Annotated in this window: 24 protein-coding genes and 1 riboswitch; of the genes, 20 read left to right on the top strand and 4 right to left on the bottom strand. The window is 64.5% G+C overall.

What is annotated here, in order from left to right; genetic code table 11:
• Positions 1 to 72 precede the first annotated feature (72 nt).
• The 3 genes from LDZ26_RS00490 to LDZ26_RS00480 all read left to right on the top strand — a co-directional run bounded on the left by LDZ26_RS00490 (position 73) and on the right by LDZ26_RS00480 (position 2,826).
• On the top strand, positions 73 to 897 hold the full coding sequence (locus LDZ26_RS00490; protein ID WP_244847690.1) for a flagellin domain-containing protein: 825 nt from the start codon (positions 73 to 75) through the stop codon (positions 895 to 897).
• A 153-nt stretch (positions 898 to 1,050) separates the two neighbouring features.
• Positions 1,051 to 2,493: a flagellar filament capping protein FliD gene (gene fliD / locus LDZ26_RS00485; RefSeq protein WP_244847689.1), complete on the top strand. Its 1,443-nt coding sequence runs from the start codon at positions 1,051 to 1,053 to the stop codon at positions 2,491 to 2,493.
• Between the two features lie 33 nt (positions 2,494 to 2,526).
• Entirely contained in the window at positions 2,527 to 2,826 is a 300-nt protein-coding gene (locus LDZ26_RS00480) for a flagellar protein FliT (RefSeq protein WP_244847688.1), read from the top strand.
• 121 nt (positions 2,827 to 2,947) lie between these two features.
• Here the strand turns inward: LDZ26_RS00480 and LDZ26_RS00475 are convergent, their stop codons facing one another.
• Positions 2,948 to 3,958, bottom strand: coding sequence for a sodium:calcium antiporter (locus LDZ26_RS00475; protein WP_244847687.1), 1,011 nt, complete (start codon positions 3,956 to 3,958; stop codon positions 2,948 to 2,950).
• Positions 3,959 to 4,065: 107 nt separating this feature from the next.
• A riboswitch (yybP-ykoY riboswitch) is annotated at positions 4,066 to 4,233 on the bottom strand.
• A 219-nt stretch (positions 4,234 to 4,452) separates the two neighbouring features.
• Here LDZ26_RS00475 and LDZ26_RS00470 point away from each other — a divergent pair.
• Positions 4,453 to 6,048, top strand: a complete 1,596-nt coding sequence (locus tag LDZ26_RS00470; RefSeq protein WP_370650621.1) for an ABC transporter substrate-binding protein — start codon at positions 4,453 to 4,455, stop codon at positions 6,046 to 6,048.
• 18 nt (positions 6,049 to 6,066) lie between these two features.
• Here LDZ26_RS00470 and LDZ26_RS00465 read toward each other — a convergent pair whose 3' ends face one another.
• Positions 6,067 to 7,140, bottom strand: coding sequence for an MBL fold metallo-hydrolase (locus LDZ26_RS00465; RefSeq protein WP_244847686.1), 1,074 nt, complete (start codon positions 7,138 to 7,140; stop codon positions 6,067 to 6,069).
• Positions 7,141 to 7,245: 105 nt separating this feature from the next.
• Between LDZ26_RS00465 and LDZ26_RS00460 the strand changes: the two genes are divergently transcribed.
• The 12 genes from LDZ26_RS00460 to bioB all read left to right on the top strand — a co-directional run bounded on the left by LDZ26_RS00460 (position 7,246) and on the right by bioB (position 19,346).
• Complete coding sequence (locus LDZ26_RS00460; RefSeq protein ID WP_206467363.1) at positions 7,246 to 7,668, top strand: MerR family DNA-binding transcriptional regulator; 423 nt, start codon at positions 7,246 to 7,248, stop codon at positions 7,666 to 7,668.
• Positions 7,669 to 7,708: 40 nt separating this feature from the next.
• Positions 7,709 to 9,502 (top strand): bifunctional isocitrate dehydrogenase kinase/phosphatase, encoded by a 1,794-nt coding sequence (aceK, locus tag LDZ26_RS00455; RefSeq protein ID WP_244847685.1) that lies wholly within the window; start codon positions 7,709 to 7,711, stop codon positions 9,500 to 9,502.
• 36 nt (positions 9,503 to 9,538) lie between these two features.
• Entirely contained in the window at positions 9,539 to 10,303 is a 765-nt protein-coding gene (gene can, locus LDZ26_RS00450; protein WP_244847684.1) for a carbonate dehydratase, read from the top strand.
• Between the two features lie 3 nt (positions 10,304 to 10,306).
• Positions 10,307 to 11,500, top strand: a complete 1,194-nt coding sequence (locus tag LDZ26_RS00445; protein WP_244847683.1) for an acetyl-CoA C-acetyltransferase — start codon at positions 10,307 to 10,309, stop codon at positions 11,498 to 11,500.
• Between the two features lie 22 nt (positions 11,501 to 11,522).
• On the top strand, positions 11,523 to 12,200 hold the full coding sequence (locus LDZ26_RS00440) for an SDR family oxidoreductase (RefSeq protein WP_244847682.1): 678 nt from the start codon (positions 11,523 to 11,525) through the stop codon (positions 12,198 to 12,200).
• A gap of 28 nt (positions 12,201 to 12,228) precedes the next feature.
• Positions 12,229 to 12,837, top strand: a complete 609-nt coding sequence (locus tag LDZ26_RS00435) for a glutathione S-transferase family protein (protein WP_244847681.1) — start codon at positions 12,229 to 12,231, stop codon at positions 12,835 to 12,837.
• Complete coding sequence (locus tag LDZ26_RS00430; protein WP_244847680.1) at positions 12,834 to 13,253, top strand: YchJ family protein; 420 nt, start codon at positions 12,834 to 12,836, stop codon at positions 13,251 to 13,253. Before LDZ26_RS00435 ends, LDZ26_RS00430 begins: the two co-directional genes overlap by 4 nt.
• Positions 13,254 to 13,579: 326 nt before the next feature.
• The gene (locus LDZ26_RS00425; RefSeq protein WP_244847679.1) at positions 13,580 to 14,824 is read left to right on the top strand and encodes a dienelactone hydrolase family protein; all 1,245 of its coding nucleotides are present in this window, start codon (positions 13,580 to 13,582) and stop codon (positions 14,822 to 14,824) included.
• A gap of 291 nt (positions 14,825 to 15,115) precedes the next feature.
• Positions 15,116 to 16,423, top strand: a complete 1,308-nt coding sequence (locus LDZ26_RS00420; RefSeq protein ID WP_244847678.1) for an adenosylmethionine--8-amino-7-oxononanoate transaminase — start codon at positions 15,116 to 15,118, stop codon at positions 16,421 to 16,423.
• Positions 16,420 to 17,610 (top strand): 8-amino-7-oxononanoate synthase, encoded by a 1,191-nt coding sequence (bioF, locus tag LDZ26_RS00415; protein ID WP_244847677.1) that lies wholly within the window; start codon positions 16,420 to 16,422, stop codon positions 17,608 to 17,610. Before LDZ26_RS00420 ends, bioF begins: the two co-directional genes overlap by 4 nt.
• A complete protein-coding gene (bioD, locus tag LDZ26_RS00410; RefSeq protein WP_244847676.1) occupies positions 17,607 to 18,308 on the top strand; it encodes a dethiobiotin synthase in 702 nt (233 codons plus the stop codon). The genes bioF and bioD overlap by 4 nt, the downstream gene beginning before the upstream one ends.
• A gap of 6 nt (positions 18,309 to 18,314) precedes the next feature.
• Positions 18,315 to 19,346, top strand: a complete 1,032-nt coding sequence (gene bioB, locus LDZ26_RS00405) for a biotin synthase BioB (protein ID WP_244847675.1) — start codon at positions 18,315 to 18,317, stop codon at positions 19,344 to 19,346.
• A gap of 48 nt (positions 19,347 to 19,394) precedes the next feature.
• Here the strand turns inward: bioB and LDZ26_RS00400 are convergent, their stop codons facing one another.
• The gene (locus LDZ26_RS00400) at positions 19,395 to 20,393 is read right to left on the bottom strand and encodes a sulfate ABC transporter substrate-binding protein (protein ID WP_244847674.1); all 999 of its coding nucleotides are present in this window, start codon (positions 20,391 to 20,393) and stop codon (positions 19,395 to 19,397) included.
• 74 nt (positions 20,394 to 20,467) lie between these two features.
• A complete protein-coding gene (locus tag LDZ26_RS00395) occupies positions 20,468 to 21,079 on the bottom strand; it encodes an alpha/beta hydrolase (protein ID WP_244847673.1) in 612 nt (203 codons plus the stop codon).
• 164 nt (positions 21,080 to 21,243) lie between these two features.
• Between LDZ26_RS00395 and LDZ26_RS00390 the strand changes: the two genes are divergently transcribed.
• The 4 genes from LDZ26_RS00390 to LDZ26_RS00375 are packed head-to-tail and all read left to right on the top strand — an operon-like array spanning position 21,244 to position 24,158.
• Complete coding sequence (locus LDZ26_RS00390; protein ID WP_244847672.1) at positions 21,244 to 21,726, top strand: VOC family protein; 483 nt, start codon at positions 21,244 to 21,246, stop codon at positions 21,724 to 21,726.
• A gap of 5 nt (positions 21,727 to 21,731) precedes the next feature.
• Positions 21,732 to 22,673 (top strand): glyoxylate/hydroxypyruvate reductase A, encoded by a 942-nt coding sequence (locus tag LDZ26_RS00385; protein ID WP_244847671.1) that lies wholly within the window; start codon positions 21,732 to 21,734, stop codon positions 22,671 to 22,673.
• A 29-nt stretch (positions 22,674 to 22,702) separates the two neighbouring features.
• Positions 22,703 to 23,623 (top strand): hydroxymethylglutaryl-CoA lyase, encoded by a 921-nt coding sequence (locus LDZ26_RS00380; RefSeq protein ID WP_244847670.1) that lies wholly within the window; start codon positions 22,703 to 22,705, stop codon positions 23,621 to 23,623.
• Between the two features lie 22 nt (positions 23,624 to 23,645).
• Positions 23,646 to 24,158 (top strand): YbaK/EbsC family protein, encoded by a 513-nt coding sequence (locus LDZ26_RS00375; protein WP_206467347.1) that lies wholly within the window; start codon positions 23,646 to 23,648, stop codon positions 24,156 to 24,158.
• Positions 24,159 to 24,167: the final 9 nt, after the last annotated feature.

The following is a 24,167-nucleotide window of genomic DNA, read 5'->3' as shown; positions in this document are numbered from 1 at the left end:
AAACACATTAAACATCGCGACGCCGCATTCAGACTCAGACTAGTAGCGCCTTTACCAACGAGGTAATTTGAAATGTTGAACATCAACACCAACACCCTGTCGCAAACGACGCAAAAGAACCTGCAAGGTTCGCAAAGCGCGCTGTCGTCGGCTATTAACCGCCTCTCGTCGGGCAAGCGCATCAACAGCGCAGCTGACGATGCAGCTGGTCTCGCGATCTCGACGAACATGACGTCGTATGTCAACGCGCTGAACCAGGGCGTGTCGAACGCGAACAACGCGATCTCGATGATTCAAACGGCGTCGGGCGGCCTCAGCTCCACGACGGACAACCTGCAGCGTATTCGCCAGCTGGCCGTTCAGGCAGCCGACGGTTCGCTCTCCGACACGCAGCGCGGCTACCTCCAGACGGAAGTGACCCAGCGTCTCGGCGAACTGGACCGCGTGTCGAGCCAGACGACGTTCAACGGCCAAGCCATGCTGTCCGGCTCGGTCTCGACGGTGGCCTTCCAGATCGGCGCAGTGGCGAACCAGACGCTGAGCGTCGACTTCGGCAGCACCGCGATGAGCCAGACCGGCCTGTTCGGCTCGGCATCGGTCGACATCTCCACGGCAAGCGGCGCGCAGTCCGTGATCGGCCTGGTCGACACGGCGCTCGACACCGTCAACACGCTGCAATCGACGCTCGGCGCTGAACAGAACCGCTTCACGTCGGCCGTTACCAGCCTGCAATCGCAGTCGACCAACCTGAACGCTGCACAGTCGGCCATCACCGACGCGGACTTCGCGCAAGAAACGGCGAACCTGTCGAAGGCTCAAGTGCTGCAACAAGCGGGTATCTCGGTTCTCGCGCAAGCGAACTCGATGCCGCAGCAAGTGCTGAAGCTCCTCGGCTAAGCGCATGTGACCTACCCCGCCGCAACATGGGCGGGGTTCAGCAGTTCACTGGGAGGCCCGCCTCCCAGCTTTCGTTAGCGCAGCGACAGTCATCACCCGCGCTGTGCTCACGAAAGCTCGCAAACAGAAACGGCAGTCCGTCCGGAGCATCCGATGACCACCACCACCTCGAGTACCGACGTCAGCGCCACACTGGCCGCTGCCGCGCAGTCCATCATCAGCGGCGCGACGAGTTCCACGCTCGATGTTTCCTCGCTGGTCTCCTCGCTCGTCACCGCGAAAACCACCGCTCAGGCCACGCACATCGCCAACAAGACGGCGAGCGACAACACGCTCTTGTCCGCCGTCTCGCAGATCAAGTCCGCGCTGTCGTCGCTGCAAACCTCGCTGAAGAGTCTTTCCGACGGCACCGGACTCGCCGCGTACACGGCGACGGCGAGCGGCAGCGGACTCACGGCGACGGCAGGCACGAGCGCGGTGGCCGGTTCGTATGCGGTGACGGTGAATAACATCGCAAGCGCGCAAAAGATTTCGTCGACTGCGCACGCCGCCACCGACACCTTCGGCACAGGCACGCTGTCGCTCTCGCTCGGATCGAGTTCGATGAACGTGACGCTCGACGGCACCGACACGCTTGCGAGCATCGCCTCGTCGATCAATTCGGCGAGCGACAACCCCGGCATCAGCGCGACCATCGTCACGGGCAACGACGGTCAGCATCTCGTGCTCGCGTCGAAGACGACGGGCGCCGCCAACACCATTTCGGTCACGGCCGGCGCAGGCGTCGACTCGTCGCTTTCGTACAGCGCGGGCAGCAGCAACTACACGCAGACGTCGGCGGCGCAGGACGCGTCGCTCACGGTCGACGGCACGGCCGTCACCAGCTCGACCAACACGCTCACGACCGCGATCGGCGGCGTGACGCTGAATCTGGCATCGGCTGCGGCCGGATCGACGCAGACGTTGACCGTCTCGTCCGACACGACCACGGAAAAGAGCACGATCAAGGCATTCGTCGACGCGTACAACTCGTTCGTGAGCCAGGCTGCGGCGCTGTCGTCGTTCGACTCCACGAAAAAAGCCGGCTCGCAGGGCGGCGCGCTGCTCGGCGACGCCATGCTTCAGAGCATTCAGAGCACGCTGTCCAACATCATCACGAGCGGCGTGAATTCCGGCTCCGGTTCGACGTCGACATCGACGAACCTCGCGTCGATCGGCATCGATCTTCAGGACGACGGCACGCTGTCCATCGACGATTCGACGCTCTCCACGGCGCTCTCGAACAGCGCGACGCGCGTGGGTCAGCTCTTCAACCAGACGAACGGCATCGGCACGCAGCTCAATTCGAAGATCACGTCGTTCCTGCAGTCGGGCGGCATCATCGATACGCGCACGACCGCGATCAATGCGGACCTGAAGAGCCTGACCGATCAGACGGCGAAGCTGCAGACCTACGCGGACAGCCTCACGTCGCAATACAACGCGCAGTTCACGGCGTTGAACACGCTGATGGCGACGATGCAAAGCAACACGACGTACCTGACGCAGCTTTTCGGCGGCACGAACAGCGCCGGCGCGCTCGCGACCAACAAGTAACGCAGGCGTCAGCCGATTCGCACGGAGAAAGATGTGAGCCAACAAGACATGCTGACCAACGCGGTATCGCTCACGCGCGCCATGGCCGCAGCCGCAGCCGCAGGCGACTGGATCGAAGCCGCGCGCCTGTCCGAACTGCGTTCGCCGATCATCATGCGCTTGCAGAACGACCTCGATCCGGCGACGTTGCAGGCGGCGAGCGACATTCAGACGCTCGATGCCGCGCTGATGCAGACGGCGCAAGCCGCGCGCATGTCGCTCGGCAAGAACTTTCGCGAGGCGACCGCGCGCATCGACGCGGCAAGCCGTTATCAACAAACGGCGCGGCTCTAAAGTTTCGCTGTCCCGCGCCGTTATATAGACTAACAACAACAACCAAGCGTCGATGTGATGACGCAGCTTCGCTCTCGATGCCCGCCTCGTGCGGGCATTTTTATTGGCGCGCGACGAGGTATCACCGGCCGAGCGTCAACGTCAGATACGCCGCGTACAGCACGCCGTTGCCGAGCAGCGCCCACAACGCGACGCCCTTCCCTCTTGCATGAAAACGCAGCCACGCCGCCGCCGCGAGCGTGATGAGCACGCCCGTCAGCACTTCGACGCGCGGCTCCCACGGCGTCAGCATGATGCCGATGGACGGCAGCAACGTGCCCTGAAACACCATGGCGCCGGTAATGTTGCCGAACGCGAGCGTGTCCTTGCCGCGCCGCGCCCACAGAATGCTGTTCACCTTCTCGGGCAGTTCGGTCGCAATCGGGATGATGATGAGCGACAGCAGCAGCGCCGAGACGCCGAGCACCTGCGAGACGCCTTCGACGCCGTGAATGAAGCCCTTCGCGCCGCCCACCAGCAACACGATGCCGATCAGGAATTGCAGCATGATCGAGCCGAGGTTCGTCTTCAATCCGACGCGCGAGATGAAGAGCGTTTCGGGCGCTTCGGTGCCGTGTCCGCTTTCGACGAGATTGGCCGATGCCCTGAACGTCGAGATCACATAGATCACGTACAGACCGACGAGCCCCGCCGCGAACAGCGCACGCACTTGCCATGCGTGATGCGGCACGAACATCGCGCCGGCCGCGATCAGGAACGCGATCAGAAAGAAGTTGAGGTCGCGCGTGAAGCCGCTGCGCTCCGGCTCGATCACGCCGCGCAAGCCGCGCGATTTCACGATGGCGAGCGTCATCAGGAACGTCGAAAGCGTCGCGAGCATGAGCGGCGCGCCGAGAATCGCGCCGACGCCGATCTCTTCGTTGACCGCGCGGCTCGCCGTGCCGCCCAAGAGCGCGATGATCGGCACTGTCGTTTCCGGCAACGCCGTGCCGACTGCCGCGAAAAGCGATCCGGTCACGCCTTCCGAAATGCCGAGGCGTTCGCCGAGATGTTCGAGCGCGTTGGTGAAAAGCTCGGAGGCAATCAGAATGATCGCGAGCATCAACGCGAGTTCGAGGAAAAGCATCGTCATGCGGCACCTCGCACGACACGATGCAGCGACAGCGCGCGGACCACGCGAAGGCCCGGGCGCGCGACAAGAAGATGTTGGAGTTGTGGGGACACGATGATTCCACGGTCGGACGTCAGCGAACCATGATGCGCCACGCGACGTCCGACCAAGAACGACGTGGCACATCAGTGGTCTCGCCAAACCGGACCGGTCGAACGCGCCACGGCATTAGAGCCGAGGATGTTGACGCGTTCTCCTTCGCAACGGAAGGAAGGCTACTCCCCAAAGACGGGGGCAGTGTAGCGTGACGCGTCGCGTTCGGCAAGCCGACGCAGACAGCGCCGCATATCGGTATGCGCAACCGATCGTTGTCGCGAGCCCGCGCGTTCGCTAATCTACGCGCGCGGGCGCGGTGCTTGCTCGGCATCGCGCGACCGGATTCATCGAGCAAAAAGAACAAACGCTGTGTGATTCACGCAGCGCGCGAAAGCGCGCTCGCGCCGACCGGAGAACCCATGCGCATCAAACGCTTGCCTGCCCTTCTCGCCGCCCTCGCCGTGACCGCGCCCATGCTCGCGCAGTCCAAGCCGCTTACCGTCTGCACGGAATCGAGCCCGGACGGCTTCGATGTCGTGCAGTTCAATTCGCTGGTGACGACGAACGCATCGGCAGACGTGATCTTCAACACGCTCGTCTCCTACGATGAAGCGGCGAAGAAAGTCGCGCCGTCGCTCGCGGAGAAATGGGACGTATCGAGCGATGGTCTGAGCTACACGTTTCATCTGCGGCCGAACGTGCAGTTCCAGAGCACCGATTACTTCAAGCCGACGCGCCCGCTCAATGCCGACGACGTCGTCTTCACGTTCGACCGCATGCTGTCGGAGAGCAATCCGTGGCACAAGGTGGCGGGCGCGAGCGGCTTTCCGCACGCACAGTCGATGGGCCTCGTCAAGCTCATCAAGAGCGTGAGCAAGGTGGATGACCACACCGTGAAGTTCGACCTCAACGAGCCGAACGCGACCTTCGTGCCGATTCTCACGATGGGCTTCGCATCCATCTATTCGGCGCAATACGCGGACCAGTTGCTCAAGGCGAACAAGCAGGTGGAGTTGAACAGCAAGCCCATCGGCACGGGTCCGTTCGTGCTGAAGAGCTATACCAAGGATGCCGTCATACGCTACGACGTGAACCCGTCGTACTGGGGGCCGAAGCCGAAGATCGACCGCCTCATCTACGCGATCACGCCGGACGCTACCGTGCGCGCGCAGAAGATCAAGGCGGGCGAATGCCAGATCGCGCTTTCGCCTAAGCCGCAGGACGTGCTCGACGCGAAGAAGGACCGCTCGCTCAAGGTCAGCGAAACGCCTGCATTCATGACCGCGTTCGTCGCGCTCAATACGCAGAAGAAGCCGCTCGACAACCCGAAGGTGCGTCAGGCGCTGAACATGGCGTTCGATCGCACGACGTACATGAAGACCGTCTTCGACAACACGGCGACGCCCGCCGTGAATCCGTATCCGCCGAATACCTGGAGCTACGACAAGAACGTGCAGGCGTATCCGTATTCCGCGGATCGCGCGAAGAAGCTCCTGGCCGATGCGGGCTTTCCGAGCGGCTTCGATACGACCATCTGGGTGCGTCCGAACGGCAGCGTGCTGAATCCGAACCCGAAGGCGGGCGCGGAACTGCTGCAAGCCGACCTCGCGAAAATCGGCGTGAAGGCGCAGGTGAAGGTGATCGAATGGGGTGAGCTGATCAAGGAAGCGAAGCAGGGCCAGCACGACATGCTGTTCATGGGCTGGGCCGGCGACAATGGCGATCCGGACAACTATCTGTCGCCGCTATTCAGTTGCAACGCGGTGAAGTCGGGCATCAACTTCGCGCGCTATTGCGACCCGCAACTGGACAAGCTGATCGCGGACGGCAAGGCGACGCCGGATATCGCCAAGCGCACGAAGGCGTATGGCGATGCGCAGAAGATCATCCACGATCAGGCGCTGTGGATTCCGCTCGTGTACCCGACCGCCGCCGCGCTCACGCGCACGAACGTCAGCGGCTATAACGTGAGTCCGTTCGGGCGGCAGAACTTCGGGGCGGTGTCGGTGCAGTAAGGCGTTAAGCGCGAAGGCTCAGGCCGGCGAGAAGCGGATCACCCCGTCATCGCCGGTCCGTCGCGCGAGCGTGCCGTCGAGCCACAGCAAGTTCAGATGCGCGAGCGCCTCGCCGAGCGCGAACGTCATCTGATGGATGTCGAGCGCGCGCTTGAACATGATCGGCACGATGTCGGCGGCGCTGCACGGTTTCGCCGCGCACGCCTCCCGCACTTCCGCAAGCCGCGCCCGATGATGCTCGCGAAGCTGCGCGATGCGCGTCTTCACGCCGCGAAACGGCTTGCCGTGCGAGGGCAAAGCGAGCACATCGGCGGACATCGCTTCATAGCGCGCGAGCGATTCCAGATACAGCGCGAGCGGATTGCCCTCCGGCTCGATGGCGAACACCGACACGTTGGTCGAGATGCGCGGCAGCACCATGTCGCCCGAGATGAGCAGTTCGTCGGCCGCGCAATAAAGCGCAACATGCTCCGGCGAATGACCGTAGCCCGTCACCACCTCCCACTCGCGCGCACCGATTCGCAGCCGGTCGCCGTCGCGAATGCGGCGGAATTCGCGCGGCATCGAAGGCACGAGCGTCGGGTAATAGCTGTCGCGCTTCCTGAGCGCATCGAGCGATGCCGGGTCTGTCAGGCCGTGCGCCGCGAAGTGCTGCGCCGCGCGCTCGCCGCCCGCGTTCGAGCCGTCGCCCGCGGCCATCACGCGCCCCATCGCATATTCGCCGAGCGAGATCCAGAGCCGCACGTTCCAGCGTTTCTTGTCTCCGCCCTGACAGATCCAGTCCGCGAGTCCCAGATGGTCCGGATGGCAATGCGTGACGATCACGCGCAGCACCGGCTGGCCGTCGAGCACGCCATCGAACACGCGTTCCCAGTTCGCGCGAATGCTCTCGTTCGAGATGCCGCAATCGATCACGGTCCAGCCTTTCACGCCGTCTATTTCATCGCGTAACAGCCACAGGTTGATGTGGTCCAGCGCGAACGGCAGCGGCATGCGCAGCCAGTAGACGCCGGGCGCCACTTCTTTCGCGCCGCCGGGCGCGGGCAAGTCGTCGGCAAAGACGTAGTCGAGCTGATGTTCGAGTGCGTTCATCGGTCGGTGCTCTGAGGGTTTGCGCCGCGTTGCAATCCGGCGAAGTTGACGATAACGTAAACGTCATTCTAACGTTGGACGCGCTCCGGCGCGCAGCGGTTTCCGATGACTCAGCCCACGCATTTCTCGATCACCGAACTGGCGCGCGAATTCGACATTACGCCTCGCGCCATACGCTTCTACGAAGATCAGGGTCTGCTCGCCCCGCGCCGCGAAGGCGCGAACGGCCTGCGGCGCGTGTATTCGTCGCGGGATCGCACGCGGTTGAAGCTGACTCTGCGCGGCAAGCGGCTCGGCTTCACGCTGTCGGAGATTCGCACGCTGCTCGACCTTTACGATTCGCCGACCGGCACGACCGCGCAATTGCGCGGCTTCGTGGATACCATCGCGGCGCACCGGCAAGTGCTCGAACGGCAACTGGAGGACATCAACACGACGCTCGCGGAACTCGCCGCGTACGAAAAGGAAGGCCGCGCGTTGCTCGCAGCAGGCATGGACAAGCGCGCCCGCCGAGCGAAAGCCGCATGATGTGAGCTCAACCCGCGACCCACGACCCGCGCATGCCGACATGAATCACTTCCCCAAACTGCTTTCGTCGCAAATCGGCTTCGATGTCGCAGAGACGCTGCTCGAAGGGTTCGATCGCCATTACCGCGTGTTTCGCGATGCCGCCATCGAAGCGAAGGCGCTCTTCGAGCGCGGCGACTGGCATGCGCTGGCGCGGCTGGCTCGCGAGCGCATTGCGTCATATGACGATCGCGTGGCGGAATGCGTGGCGCGTCTCGAAGACGAATACGACGCCGAGCATATCGACGACGACGTCTGGCAGCAGATCAAGCTGCATTACATCGGCCTGTTGACGACGCATCGTCAGCCGGAATGCGCGGAGACGTTCTTCAATTCGGTGTGCTGCAAGATTCTGCATCGCTCGTACTTCAACAACGATTTCATCTTCGTGCGCCCCGCTATGTCGACCGAATACATCGAGAACGACGAGCCCGCTGCGAAGCCGACGTATCGCGCATATTACCCGGACACCGACGGCCTCCCCGCGACCCTCGAACGTATCGTCACGAACTTTCAGCTTGAGCCGCCGTTCGAAGACTTGACGCGCGACGTGCAGTGCGTGATGCATTCCTTGCGCGATGCGTTCGGCGACTTCGCGCCCGCGCCGAACTTCCAGATTCACGTGCTTTCGTCGCTGTTCTTTCGCAACAAGGCCGCGTATATCATCGGGCGCATCATTCATGGCGATTCGCTGCTGCCGTTCGCCATCGCCATTCGCCATACGCAGCGCGGGCTTCTCGCGCTCGATACGGTGCTGACCGAGCGCCAGCAACTGCTCATTATCTTCAGCTTCGCGCACTCGTATTTTCTGGTCGATATGGAAGTGCCGTCCGCGTACGTCCACTTCCTGCGTACCATCATGCCGGCCAAGCCGAACGCGGAAATCTATACGTCGCTGGGCCTGCAAAAGCAGGGCAAGAATCTGTTCTACCGCGACTTGCTGCATCACCTGAAGCATTCGAGCGATCAGTTCATCATCGCGCCCGGCATCAAGGGACTCGTGATGATCGTGTTCACGCTGCCGTCGTTTCCGTATGTGTTCAAGCTCATCAAGGACGCCTTCCCGCCGCCGAAGGAAACCACGCGCGAGAAGATTCAGGACAAGTATCAGCTCGTGAAGCGGCACGACCGGCTGGGACGCATGGCCGATACGCTCGAATATTCGAGCGTCGCGCTGCCGCTCGCGCGCCTCGATCACGCGCTCATCCGCGAACTGGAGAAAGAAGCGCCCTCGATGATCGAATACGAAGGCGACAAGCTGGTGATCCGCCACGTGTATATCGAACGGCGCATGGTGCCGCTGAATCTGTTCCTGAAGAACGGCCACGCCGACGACGTCGACCACGGCATCCGCGAATACGGCGACGCCATCAAACAGTTGATGCAGGCCAACATCTTTCCCGGCGACATGCTGTACAAGAACTTCGGCGTCACGCGGCACGGACGCGTGGTGTTCTACGATTACGACGAGATCGAATATCTGACGGACTGCAACGTGCGCCGCGTGCCGCCGCCGCGCACCGAGGAAGACGAGATGTCCGGCGAGCCGTGGTATGGCATCGGGCCGCACGATATCTTTCCGGAGACGTACGGCACGTTTCTGCTCGGCGATCCGCGCGTGCGCGAAGCGTTCATGCGGCATCACGCGGATCTCCTCGACCCTGCGCTGTGGCAGCGTCACAAGGAGCAACTGCTGCAAGGCGAAATCGCCGATTTCTTTCCCTATGACCCCGCCATCCGGTTTCGCATCCGTTATCCGGAGCGATTCGAGAAGGCAGCGGCGCGCGCCGCGTAATGCGCGCCCTTTAAACACGAAACACGAAACACGAACATGACTGACCGCAACAACGAAGCCACCCATCCCCTCGTTCATCTGTTCGAGAACAATCAGAACTGGGTCACGCGCAAGCTCGCGGAAGACGCCGAGTTCTTCGAACGGCTCGCGCATCAGCAAGCGCCGGAGTATCTGTGGATCGGCTGCTCCGATTCGCGCGTGCCCGCGAACCAGATCATCGGCTTGCCGCCGGGCGAGGTGTTCGTGCATCGGAACATCGCGAACGTGGTCGTGCATTCGGACCTCAACTGTCTCTCGGTGATCCAGTTCGCCGTCGACATGCTGAAGGTCAAGCACATCATGGTCGTCGGTCATTACGGCTGCTCGGGCGTGGGCGCGGCGCTGGTCGGCCGGCGCGTGGGCCTCGCGGACAACTGGCTGCGCCATGTCGAAGACGTGCGCGAGAAACACGCCGCGTTGCTCGACGAATGGCCGATGGGCGAAGCGCGGCATCGCAGGTTCGTCGAGCTGAATACCATCGAGCAGACGCTCAACGTATGCCGCACCACGGTCGTCAACGACGCCTGGTCGCGCGGGCAGCCGCTCACCGTGCATGGCTGGACCTACGGCGTTCACGACGGCCGTCTGCGCAATCTGGGCATGATGATCAGCGCGCAGGAGAAAGTCGATTCGACGTATCAATCGTGCCTCGCCGCGTTGAAGCGCGACGGCGCGCACGCAGCGGAAAACGACGTGATCGCGTCCGACGCGGCGCGTCTCGGCGATGTGCCCTCGGTCATCCAGGCGTCATTCAGGAGCTAAAACATGAGTGAGACACAAGAGAATCCGGTAGTCATCGTTTCGGCCGCGCGCACGCCGATGGCCGCCTTTCAGGGCGACTTCGCCGCGCTGACGGCGCCGCAACTGGGCGCGGCCGCCATTCGTGCGGCAGTGGAACGCGCGGGGCTTAACCCCGAGCAGATCGACGAAGCGATCATGGGCTGCGTGCTGCCTGCGGGACAGGGCCAGGCGCCCGCGCGACAGGCGGCGCTCGGCGCAGGCTTGCCGCTCTCGACCGGTTGCACGACCATCAACAAGATGTGCGGTTCCGGCATGCGCGCCGCCATGTTCGCGCACGACATGCTGCTCGCCGGCTCGGCGGATGTGATGGTCGCGGGCGGCATGGAGAGCATGACGAACGCGCCGTATCTGCTGCCGAAAGCGCGCGGCGGCATGCGCATGGGACACGGCCAAGTGCTCGACCACATGTTCCTCGACGGCCTCGAAGACGCGTACGAAAAAGGCCGTCTGATGGGCACGTTCGCGGAGCAGTGCGCGTCGTCGTATGCGTTCTCGCGCGAATCGCAGGATGCGTTCGCCGTGGAATCGCTGCGCCGCGCGCAACGCGCGAACGAGGACGGTTCGTTCGCGTGGGAGATCGCGCCGGTGACGGTGGCGGGCAGGAAGGGCGATACCGTCATCGAGCGCGACGAGCAGCCGTTCAAGGCGAACATCGAGAAAATTCCGTCGCTGAAACCGGCGTTCGCGAAAGACGGCACGGTGACGGCGGCGAATTCGTCGTCGATATCGGATGGCGCGGCCGCGCTCGTGATGATGCGCGAATCGACCGCGAAGCGCCTCGGCGCAACGCCGATTGCGCGTGTCGTCGGACACAGCACGTTCGCGCAGCAGCCCGCGCTCTTCACGACCGCGCCCGTCGGCGCAATCCGCAAACTCTTCGAGAAGAACGGCTGGCGCGCGAACGATGTCGATCTGTACGAGATCAACGAAGCCTTCGCCGTGGTGACGATGGCCGCAATGCGCGAGCACGATCTGCCGCATGACAAGGTCAACGTGAACGGCGGCGCGTGCGCGCTCGGGCATCCTATCGGCGCGTCGGGTGCGCGTATTCTCGTGACGTTGATCGGCGCATTGCGCGCGCGCGGCGGGAAGCGCGGCGTGGCGACGCTGTGCATCGGCGGCGGCGAAGCGACGGCAATGGGCATCGAACTCGTTTGACGCAGACAACAAAGGACGACTGATGAAAACCGCTCTGATTCTCGGCGCGTCGCGCGGCATCGGCCACGAATTCGTGCGTCAATACGCGCGCGACGGCTGGCGCGTGCTCGCCACCGCCCGCGACAAAGCCGCCCTCTCCGCGCTCGATGCGCTGGGCGCGCAGACCTTCTCGCTCGACGTCACGCAGCCGGAGCAGATCGCCGCGCTCGCGTGGCAGCTCGACGAGGAGCGGCTCGATGCGGCGATCATCGTGTCCGGCGTCTATGGCCCGCGCACTGAAGGCGTCGAGACGATCAGCGCCGAAGACTTCGATCATGTGATGCACACTAACGTGCGCGGCCCGATGCAACTGATGCCCGTGCTGCTGCCGCTCGTCGATGCCGCGCACGGCGTGCTCGCTGTCGTATCGAGCAAGATGGGCAGTATCGGCGAGACGAGCGGCACGACCGGCTGGCTGTATCGCGCGAGCAAGGCGGCGCTCAATTCGGCGCTGAAGGTCGCATCGGTACAGTCGCGGCATTCCGCGTGCCTCGCGCTGCACCCGGGCTGGGTGCGCACGGAGATGGGCGGGCCGTCCGCGGCCATCGACGTGGCGCGCAGCGTTACCGGCATGCGCGCCGTCATCGCGGAAGCTTACGCGCTGCGCGACGACTACAACGGCCGCTTCATTCAGTACGACGGCACGCGGCTCGACTGGTGAGCCGCGCCATGACAAGGAGAATCGGGGAATGACATATCACGTGCACGGCGTTTCAGCGTCCGGCAACTGCTACAAGGTGCGGCTCGCGCTCGAACAACTGAACGTGCCGTATGTCTGGCACGAAGTGGACATGATGCACGGCGCGACGCGCACCGACGCCTTCCGCAAGCTGAACCCGAACGGCAAGGTGCCGGTGCTCGTCATCGACGAAACGACGACGCTCTCCGAATCCGACGCCATTCTCTGCTATCTCGCCGACGGCTCCGCGCTGCTTCCCGACGAGCGCCTCGAACGCGCGCAAGTGCTGCAATGGATGTTCTTCGAGCAGTACAGCCACGAGCCGTATGTCGCGGTGGCGCGCTTCATTCGCGAGTTTCTGAAGCAGCCGGACGATCCGCGTCTGCCGGAGAAAACCGCCGGTTCGTATCGCGCGCTCGACGTGATGGAGCAGCATCTCGCGTCGCGCACGTTCTTCGTCGGCGAGCGCTATACGGTGGCCGACATCGCGCTCTACGCCTACACGCATGTGGCTGACGAAGCGGGTCTCGATCTTTCGCGCTATCCGGCCATTCGCGCGTGGCTGGGCCGCGTGCGCAATCAGCCCGGCCATGTCGAGATGCCGGGAGTCGATGCATGAAGCCCGTGGATTGTCCTTGCGGCGGCGCGTCACCGTCGCAGCGCCCGAACGCGCGCGCGCCGCGCTATGAAGACTGCTGCGGCCGCTTCATCGACGGCGGCGCTTTTCCGGCGAACGCCATGAAACTCATGCGCTCGCGCTACACCGCCTATGTGCTCGGCGACACGGCCTATCTGCGCGCGACATGGGACGCGAAAACCTGTCCGCCCGATCTCGACGCTTCCGGCGACGGCACACGCTGGCTCGGCTTGCAGATCAGACGGCACACGGTCATCGACGGCGACCACGAAGAAGTCGAATTCGTCGCGCGATATAAAGTCGGCGGGCGCGCGCATCGGCTGCACGAAGCGAGCCGTTTCATACGCAATGCCGAGAGCCATTGGATTTATATCGACGGCGACACGATCCAAAAGTAAATCTTCGCTTAAAAAGAAGACGGTACTAATTTCCTGAACTTCTCCTTTCAGATTAAGCCGTTACGGGGTTTCCTTTATTGTGCAGTGCAATTTTGAACGGGTACTCTGTGTTTGCGTCAGGGCGCTGCCATTCTTGCGCCCGGCCACATGCGGCAACCCGTTTTTTCCAGTCTGAAGCCATTTGTCATGCCTTTTCAACGCATGACTCCAACGCCCGGCATTCGATACTGCTCATCATCAGCAGCGCGGCCAGCTTGTGACTTCAACCGGCGATTCGGGTCCGCGTCATATCAACACATTGATTCGAGTGCGGTCGGAGTTCACGGATGGCGATCAGAACCTGGTTGGTCGGATGCAGCATGGCATGCTCGCTCGCGGCGTCGCTCGTCGCGTCCGTCGTCCACGCCGAACCGATCGGCGGCATCCGCCAGTCCGAAGGGCTCACGGCACCCGTCTTCAGCCAGATTCCGGATGCGCTCGACGCGCGGCTGCCGGTCGTCGCGAATGGCCTGAACGAAACGGTCATCGAGGTGCCGGAAGACGACATCGCGCTCGAAACCACCGTCTTCAAACCGGACGGCGCGGGCCCGTTCCCGATGATCGTCTTCAACCACGGCAAGCTCCCTGGCGATTCGCACGCGCAGCCGCGCAACCGGCCGGTCGCGCTCGCGCGCGAGTTCGTGCGTCACGGCTATGTCGTCGTGGTGCCGAACCGCCGCGGCTTCGCGGGCTCCGGCGGCGACTATTCGGGCCACGGCTGCAATGTCGAAGCCAACGGTTTCGCGCAGGCGCGCGATGTCGCCGCGACCGTCGAGTACATGAGCGCGCAGCCCTACGTCGACAAGACGCATATCGTCGTCGCGGGCACGTCGCACGGCGGGCTGACGACCATCGCCTACGGCGCGCGCGATGCGCTGTCCGCGCCGGGCGTGCGCGGTCTCATCAATTTCTCGGGCGGCTTGCGGCAGGACGAATGCGCGGGCTGGCAGAAGAATCTCGTCGATGCCTTCGGCGCGTACGGCGAGAATGTCCGCCTGCCGTCGCTGTGGCTGTACGGCGATAACGATTCGGTCTGGCCGGGCGATCTCGCGTCGCAGATGTACACGGCTTTCGTCTCGCACGGCGCGCGGTCGAACATGATCGACTTCGGCCATTACAAGAACGACGCGCACCGTCTGGTGGGCGATCGCGACGGCGTGCAGGTCTGGTGGCCGCGCGTGAAGGCGTTTCTCGCGCAAATCGGCATGCCGACCACCGTGCAGTATCAGGTCGCGGAGCCGCACGCGCCGAACGCCACGGATTTCGCGAGCCTCGACGCCGTGCAGTCCGTTCCGTTCATCGATGAAAACGGCCGCGCCGGGTATCGCAATTTCCTGAGCCAGTATTCGAGCCGCGCGTTCGCGGTCTCGGACTCGGGCGCGTGGTCGTGGGCGGAAGGCGGCGACGATCCGATGGCCGTGGCCATTGCCGGCTGCCAGAAGCAGAGCAGCGATCCGTGCAGGCTCTACGCGGTCGATAACGCGGTGGTCTGGAAGAACAACAGCGCGGACACGCAGACGGCCTCGCGCTGAACGCGCGGTTCACGCCTCGAACGACGCCGGCCGCTGGGCCGGCGTTTTTGCATCTTGCGGCGGCGATCCTACGATTAGGCGTCGCGTTCAGCGACGTTGCCGGCGAAAGCGCGTTTTCGCATTTCGGATGCGCGCGGCTGCATTGTCCAAAACGTGGGCGAAAAGCGAAGGCCGCGCGCATTTTGGGGATAATTGGAGCGCGCGAAAGTCTCGCGCAGTTTCCTCGAAAAGCGCAGGCCGCCGCGCCTGCCCGATGTACCGGCTCGCGTTCGCGCGGGCCTGGGAGCCGTTTTGAACACAGAAGCCAATCAAGACTGGGTCGCGCGTTCGCTCGCCGCCGTGTGGCACCCGTGTACCCAGATGAAGCATCACGAGCGCATGCCGCTCGTGCCGATCGCACGCGGCAAGGGCGCGTGGCTCTACGATCCGGCGGGCAACCGCTATCTCGACGCCATCAGTTCGTGGTGGGTCAATCTCTTCGGCCACGCGAATCCCGACATCAACCGCGCGCTGAAGGACCAACTCGACACGCTCGAACACGCGATGCTCGCCGGCTGCACGCACGCGAGCGCCGTCGAACTCGCGGAGCGTCTTTCCGCGCTCACGCAGAAGACGCTCGGCCTCGCGTTCTTCGCCTCCGATGGCGCTTCGGCGGTCGAAATCGCGTTGAAGATGAGCTTTCACTTCTGGCGCAATCGCGGCCAGAGCGAGAAGCGCGAATTCGCGTGTCTCGCGAACAGCTATCACGGCGAGACCATCGGCGCGCTCGGCGTGACGGATGTCGCGCTATTCAAAGATGCGTACGATCCGCTGACTCGCCACGCGCATGTGGTCGCATCGCCGGCGTCGGCGGGCGTGGATGCAGCGATCGACGCAATCCGCGCGCTTTTAACCGAACGCGCGGCGCATCTTGCCGCGGTGATCGTCGAGCCGCTCGTGCAGTGCGCGGCCGGCATGGCGATGTACGACGCGTCGTATCTCACGCGCCTGCGCGCGCTCTGCGACGAGTTCGGCGTGCATCTGATCGCCGATGAAATCGCGGTCGGCTGCGGGCGCACCGGCACCTTCTTCGCGTGCGAGCAGGCGGGCGTGTGGCCGGACTTCGTGTGTCTGTCGAAGGGCATCAGCGGCGGCTATCTGCCGCTTTCGCTCGTGCTCACGCGCGATGAAATCTACGCCGCCTTCTACGACGACGACATCACGCGCGGCTTTCTGCATTCCCATTCGTACACGGGCAATCCGCTCGCGTGCCGCGCGGCGCTCGCGACGCTCGACTTGTTCGAAAGCGCGAACGTGCTCGCAGAGAACCGGCGCAAGTCGGCGCTGCTGCGCGAAGCGTTGCAGCCGCTCGCGAAGCACGCGCGCACGCGCAGCTTCCGCGAGCGCGGCACGATCTTCGCGTTCGACGCCGATACCGAAGATGCCGCGTTCTCGCGCCGCTTCTTCGCAAACGCGTTGCAGCGCGAACTGCTGATGCGGCCCATCGGCAAGACGGTGTACATGATGCCGCCGTACATTCTCTCCGACGACGAACTCGCGTTGCTCGCGCAGCGCACGCTCGATACGCTCGACGCCACGCTCGCGGAGTCCGCCGCATGAACGACACCACGCAGGCGCTCTATGAGACGCTGAATGAGGGTCTCGCCGATATCGACGCACGCGGCTTGCGCCGCCGTCGCAGGATCATCGACGGGGCGAATTCCGCGCATATGACCGTCGATGGCCGCGCGATGATCGGCTTCGCGAGCAACGACTATCTCGGCCTCGCCGCGCACGAAGCGATCCGCGCGGCGCTCGCCGAAGGCGCCGCGCTTTACGGCGCGGGCAGCGGCGGTTCGCATCTGCTCGGGGGCCATTCGCGCGCTCATGCTCGACTCGAAGACGATCTGGCCGCGTTCTCGGGCGGCTTCGTCGACGATCCACGCGCGCTCTACTTCAGCACCGGTTACATGGCGAATCTCGCCGTGCTTACGACGCTGGCCGGGCGCGGCACGCTCGTTTTCTCCGACGCGCTGAATCACGCTTCGCTCATCGACGGCGTGCGGCTTTCCCGCGCGCAGACGCAGATCTATCCGCATGCGGACCTTGCCGCGCTCGACGCCATGCTCGATGCCTCACGCGACGAAACCGCGACCAGACTCATCGTCACGGACACGGTCTTCAGCATGGACGGCGACGTTGCGCCGCTCGCGGGTCTCGTCGAACTGGCGGAAAGGTACGGCGCGTGGCTCGTCGTCGACGATGCGCACGGCTTCGGCGTGCTCGGCCCGCAAGGTCGCGGCGCGCTCGCGCACTTCGCGCTGCGCTCGCCGCATCTCGTCTATGTCGGCACGCTCGGCAAGGCGGCGGGCGTCGCGGGCGCGTTCGTCGCGGCGCATGCCACCGTCATCGAATGGCTCGTTCAGCGCGCGCGTCCGTATATCTTCACGACGGCCGCGCCGCCTGCGGTCGCGCATGCCGTGTCGGCGAGCATCGCGCTCATTGCGGGCGATGAAGGCGACGCGCGACGCGCGCATCTCGCTGCGCTCATCGACACCACGCGCGCCATGCTCAAGCGCACGCGCTGGCTTCCGGTGGATTCGCAAACGGCGGTGCAGCCGCTCGTGATCGGCGGCAACGACGAGACGCTCGCCATTGCAGCCGCGCTCGACGCGCATGGCCTTTGGGTGCCCGCCATTCGACCGCCGACGGTTCCGTCCGGCACGTCGCGGCTGCGCATTTCGCTTTCCGCCGCGCACAGCCGCGAAGACCTCGACCGTCTCGACCACGCATTGAATACGCTATGAGCGCTTTATCCCTTTTCGTCGCCGGCACCGATACGGAGATCGGCAAGACCTTCGTCTCCTGCGCGCTGCTTCACGGCTTCGCGCGCACGGGCCTTCGCGCCGCCGCGATGAAGCCGATCGCCTCGGGCGCCGTCATGCGCGACGGCATGCTGCACAACGAAGACGCCGATCAACTGGACGCCGCCGCGACCGTCGCGCTGCCGCCCGACATGCGCACGCCGTTCATGATGCGCGAGCCGATCGCGCCGCATATCGCGGCGGCGCGCGAAGGCATCGCGCTGGATATCGGGCGAATCGTGGATGCGCACCGCGAGGCTTCGACGCTCGCGGATATCGTCGTGGTGGAAGGCGTCGGCGGCTTTCGCGTGCCGCTCGACGAAACGCACGACACCGCCGATCTCGCCGTCGCGCTGAACGTGCCGGTGGTGCTCGTCGTCGGCATGCGGCTCGGCTGCATCAGCCATGCGCTTCTGACCGCCGAAGCGATTGCATCGCGCGGGCTGACGCTCGCGGGCTGGGTGGCCAATCGCGTCGATCCGAATATGCTGTATCCCGACGAAAACATCGCTACGCTCAAGCAACGCATCGCCGCGCCGCTTCTGGGCGTGATTCCGCATCTCACGTCGCGCGATGCCGCGCGCGCCGCCGATCATCTCGACGTGCGCACGCTGCTCGACACGCTTCATCTCAAGGACTGAACTCACATGACGCAGACTCTCACTGCCGGCACCGCTCAACCGGTTCAACTGCACACGCCGACGCAAGCGCCCGCGCGCTGGCGCGTCGCGGATGTCGTCGCGCTGTACGAACTGCCGTTCAACGATTTGCTGTATCGCGCGCAGACGGTGCATCGCGAGCATTTCGATCCGAACGCCGTGCAGCTTTCCACGCTGTTGTCGATCAAGACGGGCGGCTGCGAGGAAGATTGCGCGTACTGCCCGCAGTCCGTGCATCACGACACGGGCGTGAAGGCCGACAAGCTGATGGAAGTGGATGCCGTGCTGAAGGCCGCCGAAGCCGCGAAGGCCAACGGCGCGACGCGCTTTTGCATGGGCGCGGCATGGCGCAATCCGAAGGACCGCCATCTGGAGCCGATCAAGGAAATGATTCGCGGCGTGAAGGCGATGGGCCTCGAAACGTGCGTGACGCTCGGCATGCTGGAGTCGCATCAGGCGCAGGCGCTGCGCGATGCGGGCCTCGACTACTACAACCACAACCTCGACACGTCGCCGGAGTTCTACGGCCAGATCATCTCGACGCGCACGTATCAGGATCGCCTCGATACGCTGGAGCACGTGCGCGATGCGGGCATTAACGTGTGTTGCGGCGGGATCGTGGGCATGGGCGAATCGCGTCGCGAACGTGCGGGGCTGATCTCGCAGCTCGCGAACATGGAGCCGTATCCGGAGTCGGTGCCGATCAACAATCTCGTGCAGGTGGCGGGCACGCCGCTGACCGGCACCGAGGCGCTCGATCCGTTCGAGTTCGTGCGCACGATCGCGGTGGCGCGCATCACGATGCCGAAGGCGATGGTGCGTCTGTCGGCGGGTCGCGAGCAGATGGACGAGGCGTTGCAGGCGCTGTGCTTCGCGGCGGGCGCGAATTCGATCTTCTACGGCGATCAACTGTTGACGACGAGCAATCCGCAGGCGGAAGCGGACCGGAAGCTCATCGAGCGGCTGGGAATGCGGGCGGAAGCGGCGCACGAAACGGCGGCGCGGCACTGCGGGGATTGAGCGTTAAGCGCGGGGCTCGCGTCGGTGGTCGCGAGTCCCGTGAGGGTTTTATTTTTTGTCGGCGACGATTTGATCAAACGTCCCGCCGTCCGCAAAATGCGTCTGCTGCGCCTTCTGCCAGCTCCCGAACACCTGCTCCACCGTAAACGTCTTCAGCGGCTTGAACTCGCTCGCATGCTTCGCGAGCACGTCCGCGTTGCGCGGCCGCAGATGATGCTGCGCGATGATCTCCTGCGCTTGCGGCGTGTACAAGAAGTCTAGGTACGCCTGCGCCTCCTTGCGCGTGCCGCGCTTGTCCACCACCTTATCGACGATCGAAACCGGCGGCTCGGCCAGCAAGCTCGACGACGGATACACCGCGTCGAAGTCCTTCGCGCCCGCACCCGCTTCGATCAGCCCCACTTCGTTCTCGAACGTCACGAGCACATCGCCGATGCCGCGCTGCGTGAACGTCGTCGTCGCGCCGCGGCCGCCCGTGTCGAGCACCGGCACGTTCGCGAAGATCGCCTTCTCGAAGTCCTGCGCCTGCGCGTCGGTCGCGCCCTGCTGCTTCTTGTAGCCCCACGCCGCGAGATACGTGTAGCGTCCGTTGCCCGATGTCTTCGGATTCGCGATGACCGCCTGCACGCCGGGCCGCGCCAGATCGCTCCAGTCCTTGATGTGCTTCGGGTTGCCGTGGCGCACGAGGAAGACCATCGTCGTGGTGTACGGCGCGCTGCCGTTCGGCAGCCGCGTGCGCCAGTTGGCCGGCACGAGTTGCCCGCGCTCGGCGAGCAGGTCGATGTCGTTCGGCTGGTTCATCGTCACCACGTCCGCCTGCAAGCCCTGCATCACCGACAACGCCTGCGCGCTCGACGCCCCATGCGACTGCCTCACCGAAACGGTCTCGCCGGTGCGCTTCTTGTAGTCCGCGACGAAGGCCGCGTCGATGTCCTTGTATAGCTCGCGCGTCACGTCGTAGGAGACGTTGAGCAGCGTGGTGTCCGCGTGCGCGACGCCCGTCGCCATGATCAATGTCGCGAGCGCGACTTGCCTGAATGCCGCCATGAGTTCCCCGTAATCAAAAAAGCGAAAGGCCGCTCGCAGGCGGCCATCTATGTTATCGAATGCGCGAAACAGCATCAGCCATACGCATGTTCACGCTGCAACCGCTCGCGCTCGGCGTTCGCCTCGGGCGGCGCGTAATGCGCGTAGTGCGCGAGCGTATCGACGAGATACTTCGCGTGCGGCCACGGCCCGAAGCCCGCCGCCGTGTTGATGTGCCCGGCATCGCCGAAATTGACGAACGCGCTGCCCAGCTGCTGCGCGAGATCGCGCGCACGGTCGACCGGCATCCACGGGTCCGTCTCGCTGCCGACCACGATCGACGGCACGGCAAGTCGCTCGGGCTCGAACCGGCCCGCGAGCCGGAATTTGTCGGGGCTCGCCGGCGCGACCAGCAACACGCCGGTCACGCGCGCGAGCGCACGGCTGCGCGCACGCCTGAACGCATGCGCGACCGCGAGACAGCCGAAGCTGTGCGCGGCGAGCACGGCGGGCCGCTGCAAGGCGTCGAGCCGCGCTTCGACGGCGCTCGCCCATTCGTCGAGATGCGGCGCGTCCCAGTCGGCCTGCTCGACGCGCGATGCCTCCGCGTACTGCCGCTCCAGCCAGCTCTGCCAGTGCGCGCCTTCGCTGCCGTGCAGTCCGGGCACGGTCACGAGCACCGGCCGCCGGAAAGGTTCGTCGTTCATGTTCATGCATGCCTCGCGCTGCATTCGGTTCAGGCTTCATTCTCGCGTGATGCAGCGCGGGCGCGAACGATTCAATCGTCATTTGGTTATTCGCAGCCGCACGCCGGGCGCTCCGTCACCGTAAAATGTCCCGAATCGCCGCATCGTCGCCACAGGGAGGCCGTATGTCCGATCTACCCGATGAATCCGCCGGCCGCTTCGAGCACGCGGACCATTCGAGGACGCAACGCACGCTGCAGCCGTTCCATCTCGCCTTTCCGGTCACCAGTCTCGAGAACGCCCGCGCGTTCTACGGCGAGTTGCTCGGCTGTCTCGAAGGACGCAGTTCGCCCGAGTGGGTGGATTTCGATTTCTTCGGGCATCAACTGGTCGCGCATCTTTCGCCGGACGAGGCGCGCCCCGCCGCGAAGAACGCCGTCGATGGCGACGCCGTGCCGGTGCGCCACTTCGGCGTCGTGCTCTCGATGAGCGACTGGCATGCGCTCGCCGAGCGTCTGAAGGGCGTGGGGACGCAGTTCATCATCGAGCCGCACATCCGCTTCAAGGGCGAAGTGGGCGAGCAGGCGACGATGTTCTTCCTCGACCCGTGCGGCAACGCGCTTGAATTCAAGGCGTTCAACGACATCGGCCAGTTGTTCGCCAAGTGAGCCGCATGAAAATCATCTTCTACGAGCAACACACCGACACCGACGCGTGGCTGCGCGACTTCGCGCGCGAACTGCCCGAAGCGGACGTGCGCGTCTGGCAACCGGGCGACAATGCGCACGCCGACTATGCGGTCGTGTGGCGCGCGCCGCGCGAGCTGTTCGCCGATCGTCCCGACCTGAAGGCCGTGTTCAATCTCGGCGCGGGCGTCGATGCCATTCTGGATGTCGAGCGCAAGGAGCCGGGCACGCTGCCGCCCAACGCCATGCTCGTGCGTCTGGAAGACACCGGCATGGCGCAGCAGATGGTCGAATACGCGACCTATGCGGTGCTGCGCTTCATGCGCCGCTTCGACGAATACGACGCGCAGCAACGCGAAGGCCGCTGGCAGAAACTTCCGCAGCATGCGCGCGAGGGTTTCACGGTCGGCGTGCTGGGCTTGGGCGTGCTCGGCGCGGAAGTGGCGCGTTCGCTCGTCGCTCTTGGGGTGCCGGTGCGCGGCTTTAGCCGCACGCCGAAAGACATCGCAGGCGTCGAGGTTTTCGCCGGTCCCGCGCAATTCGACGCGTTCCTCGACGGCGCGAAAGTGCTCATCAACCTGCTGCCGCACACGCCGGATACCGAAGGCATCCTGAATGCTCGCGTGTTCGGCAAGCTCGCGCGCGGCGCGTATCTGGTGAACGTGGCGCGCGGCCCGCATGTCGTCGATGCCGACCTGCTCGCCGCGCTCGACAGCGGGCAGTTGTCCCGCGCAATGCTCGACGTGTTCCATGCGGAGCCGCTGCCCGCCGATCATCCGTTCTGGCGGCATCCGCGCGTCAGCGTCACGCCGCACATATCGGCGGAAACGTTGCGCGAGGAAAGCGTCGTGCAGATCGCCGCGAAGATCCGGGCGCTCGCGCGTGGCGAAGCGATCAGCGGCATCGTGGATTTCAAGCGCGGTTACTGAATCGCGTGGTGCTTATAACGGAGACAGCCATGCTTCCCACGAAAGTGAAAATCGTCGAAGTCGGACCGCGCGACGGTCTGCAGAACGAGAAGGAATTCGTCTCGACCGAAACGAAGATCGAGCTCGTGAACCGGCTCGCGCGCGCGGGCGTCGTGAATGTCGAGGCCACGTCGTTCGTATCGGCGAAGTGGGTGCCGCAAATGGCCGACGCCGCCGCCGTCATGGCCCGCATCGAGCGTCGGCCGGGCACGATCTACTCCGTGCTCACGCCGAACATGCGCGGCTTCGAAGGCGCGCTCGAAGCGAAGGCCGACGAGGTCGTGATCTTCGGCGCGGCAAGCGAGGCGTTCTCGCAGAAGAACATCAATTGCAGCATCGCGGAGAGCATCGCGCGTTTCGAGCCGGTCGCGAAAGCCGCGAAGGAAGCCGGCATGCGGCTGCGCGCGAGCATTTCGTGCGCGCTCGGCTGTCCGTATCAGGGCGAAGTGAGCGTGGCGTCGGTCGTGGACGTCGTCGAGCGCATGAAGGCGCTCGGCTGCGACGAGATCGATATCGCCGATACCATCGGCGTCGCCACGCCGAAGCGCACGCGCGAAGTGGTCGCGGCGGCATCGAAGGTGTTTCCTCGCGAGCGTCTGTCCGGCCACTTTCACGATACGTACGGCCAGGCCATCGGCAACATCTATGCGGCGCTGCTCGAAGGCATCGAGATCTTTCATGCGTCGGTCGCGGGACTGGGCGGCTGTCCGTACGCGAAGGGCGCGACGGGCAATGTCGCGACGGAAGACGTCGTGTATCTGATGAACGGGCTCGGCATCGAGACCGGCGTGAATCTCGATGAACTCGTCGAGATCGGCGACTTCATTTCGCGCGCAATCGGCAAGCCGAGCGCCTCGCGCGCCGGCCGCGCGTTGCTCGCGAAGAAAAAGAGCGGCGAAGTCTGCGTCTAAGCGTGCCACGAAGAGAAACTCCATGATCGAACCGACTCCTATCGAAGCCCTGCCCGATTCCGCGCGCCGTGTCGCGTTGCTGTTGCAGGAGCGCGGTCATCCGCATCCGGTCGTGATGCTGCCGGAGACCGGCAAGACATCGGCGGAAGCGGCGGCCGGGCTCGACTGCTCGATCGCGCAGATCGCCAAGTCGATTCTTTTTCGCCGCCGCGAAGACGACGCGCCCGTGCTCGTGATCGCGAGCGGCGCGAATCGCGTGGACGAAGCGAAAGTCGCGGCGCGCGTAGGCGCGCTCGCCCGCGCCGATGCCAAGTTCGTGCGCGAGAAGACCGGCTACGCGATCGGCGGCGTGTGCCCGATCGGGCATGCGGTCGAACCGGTCACGCTGATCGACGAAGACCTGCTCGCGCTCGACAGCCTGTGGGCCGCGGCCGGGCATCCGCATGCGGTCTTCAATCTGTCGCCGCGAGAGTTGATCGATCTGACGGGCGCGCCGGTCGCCGATGTCGCGCTGCGCGAGACGGCGGCCCAATGAACGGCGTGC

The organism is Caballeronia sp. SL2Y3, assembly GCF_022879575.1.
GTDB lineage: Bacteria > Pseudomonadota > Gammaproteobacteria > Burkholderiales > Burkholderiaceae > Caballeronia.
Note: the sequence above shows the minus strand (reverse complement) of the source record. Positions and strands in the feature narration are given on the sequence as shown.